General features: G+C 64.7%; 3 protein-coding genes. 1 reads left to right on the top strand and 2 read right to left on the bottom strand.

Going from position 1 to position 2198, the window contains the following annotated elements; all coding sequences use genetic code 11:
- Positions 1-645, top strand: a 645-nt coding sequence (locus JHD07_RS19960; RefSeq protein WP_291624989.1) for an ABC transporter substrate-binding protein, incomplete at its 5' end; no start/stop codon positions are given.
- 68 nt (positions 646-713) lie between these two features.
- Here JHD07_RS19960 and JHD07_RS19955 read toward each other — a convergent pair.
- Both JHD07_RS19955 and JHD07_RS19950 read right to left on the bottom strand, forming a co-directional pair.
- The gene (locus JHD07_RS19955; protein WP_291624987.1) at positions 714-1103 is read right to left on the bottom strand and encodes an MAPEG family protein; all 390 of its coding nucleotides are present in this window, start codon (positions 1101-1103) and stop codon (positions 714-716) included.
- Between the two features lie 27 nt (positions 1104-1130).
- Positions 1131-2198 (bottom strand): lipocalin-like domain-containing protein (locus JHD07_RS19950; protein ID WP_291624985.1); only part of this gene is annotated, 1068 nt, incomplete at its 5' end.

The following is a 2198-nucleotide window of genomic DNA, read 5'->3' as shown; positions in this document are numbered from 1 at the left end:
GTCGCCGCCAACGGCGGCAAGGTGGTCGGCTCGGTTCGCGTGCCGCTCAACTCCTCGGACTTCTCCTCCTTCCTGCTGCAGGCGCAGAGCTCGAAGGCGAGGATCGTGGGCCTCGCCAATGCCGGCCTCGACACCACCAACTCGATCAAGCAGGCGTCCGAGTTCGGCATCGTCGCGAGTGGCCAGAAGCTCGCCGGGCTGCTGATGACGCTCGCCGAAGTGCATGGCCTCGGCCTGCAGGCGGCGCAGGGGCTGGTGCTGACGGAAGGCTTTTACTGGGACGTCAACGACAAGAGCCGCAATCTTGGCGAACGCTTCCTCAAACGTACCGGCCGGATGCCGAACATGATCCAGGCCGGCACCTATTCGGCAACGCTGAGCTATCTGAAGGCAGTCAAGGCCGCCGGCACCAAGGATCCGGATGCCGTCGCCAAGAAGCTGAAGGAGCTACCGGTCGACGACGATTTCGCGCAAGGCGGCAAAGTGCTGGAGAACGGCCGCATGGTCCACGACATGTATCTGTTCGAGGTCAAGAAGCCCTCGGAATCGAAGAAGCCGTGGGACTATTACAAGCTGCTCGCCACCGTCCCCGGCGACAAGGCCTTCTTCACGGCGAAGGAAAGTGGCTGCCCGCTGACGAAGTGACGCTCTCGTGTCCCGGACGCGCTGCAGCGTGAAACGCTGCGCCGCGCCCGGGACAGGAGGCGGGTGTTTCACTTCACCATCCGCAGCACCACCGCCCCCAGCGCTCCGACCCACAGCGCCATGGCGGCGATGCCCTGGATCGCAAAGCCCGGGCCGCGCTTGGCCGCCGCCTGCGAATAGCCGATGAAATAGACGATGCGGCCGATGATCCAGACCGCGCCGATCCCGGCCGCGATGGCGTCGCTGACATAGATCGCGAACAGCCACAGCGCCGGCAGGAAGATGGGTAGCCATTCCAGCGTGTTCATCTGGATGCGGAAGGCACGGTCGAAATCCGGATGGCCCGACATCGCCGGCACCTTGACGCCGGTCCTCGTCCGCACCCGCGAGACGTTGATGGCGACGAAGAGATAAAACGCGATCGCCAGCAGCGTGACGAGAGCGGTGAGATGATACATCGCAAATCCCCTTGAAAAGATTGCGCCTCAATACCCGGTCATCTCGAGATAGCCAACGCCCTCATGCGTGCCAGCGAAGCTGATCGGTCCCTCCCAATAGGAGAATCCGGTCCCCATCCAGGCGTTGGCATTGAGCGGCTTGCAGGAGATCGCGAACGATCGGGATGGGATCGCAATCTGCCATTCCACGGGCACCTTGCGTCCGGCGACCTCAGCCGTCGCCTTCGGGATCATCTGGATGTCGTCGCCCGCAATCATCTGCGCCTCACCACGGGCATTGATCCAGTTGCCGAACGGATAGTTTCTGCCGTCCTTCTGCCGTAGCCGGTACAGCATCAGCTTGTCGCCGGACGCCAGGTGCAGCGACAACCAGTCCCAGCCGGTCTGGTCGGAATCGAGCGGCTGGCTACTCCATTCCCTGTCCATCCAGGCCTGGCCGGAGACATTGGCCGGCTTGTCATCGATCACGAGCGTGCCGCGGGCGCGGTAGAACGGCTGGCTGTAATAATAGGACGCCTGGCCGCGTTCGGACTTGCGGCTGTAGCCGCCGTCCCCCTGCAACACCACCGGAAGGTCGGCCTCGAGCGTCAGTGTGTAGCTGAAATCGGTGCCGGACGCCTTCAGCGTCAGCGGCGCCAAGGTGCGGTCATCGCTGGGCTCGACAGCCTTCATCTCCCAGTCGTCGATCCAGGCATCGAACGGCTTCGCCGTCACGCCGGCCTGCCCGACGCCGCCGCGTGAAAACGTTTCGGAGAAGCGATGGGTGTCGGCGCGCGTCACCGCGGCGTGCGCCATCCACACCTGCCGGTTGGCCCAGCCTTCGCCTTGCGGCCCGGCCTGCGCCGCCTGGCGAAACAGCGTCCATTGCAGGCCGCACGCGGCGCCGCTGCTGTCTGTGAGGTTCGCCGTGAGATACCACCACTCGATCCGAAATTCCGGATGAGGTCCGTGATCCCCGGGAAAGGTGAAGGTCTTTCCCGGCGTCACCTTGGCGAACCCGTCGGCCGTCTCGCCGAGCCCGGCATAACCCTGCGCGCCGGCGCGGTGCGTCAGCGCAAGGGCTGCGATGCCGCCGGCGAAGGCACGACGCGAGAT

The sequence above is a fragment of the Bradyrhizobium sp. genome (genome assembly GCF_016462955.1).
Taxonomy (GTDB): domain Bacteria; phylum Pseudomonadota; class Alphaproteobacteria; order Rhizobiales; family Xanthobacteraceae; genus Bradyrhizobium.
The sequence above is the reverse complement of the archived record's forward strand: the minus strand, read 5'-3'. Positions and strand labels throughout refer to the sequence as shown.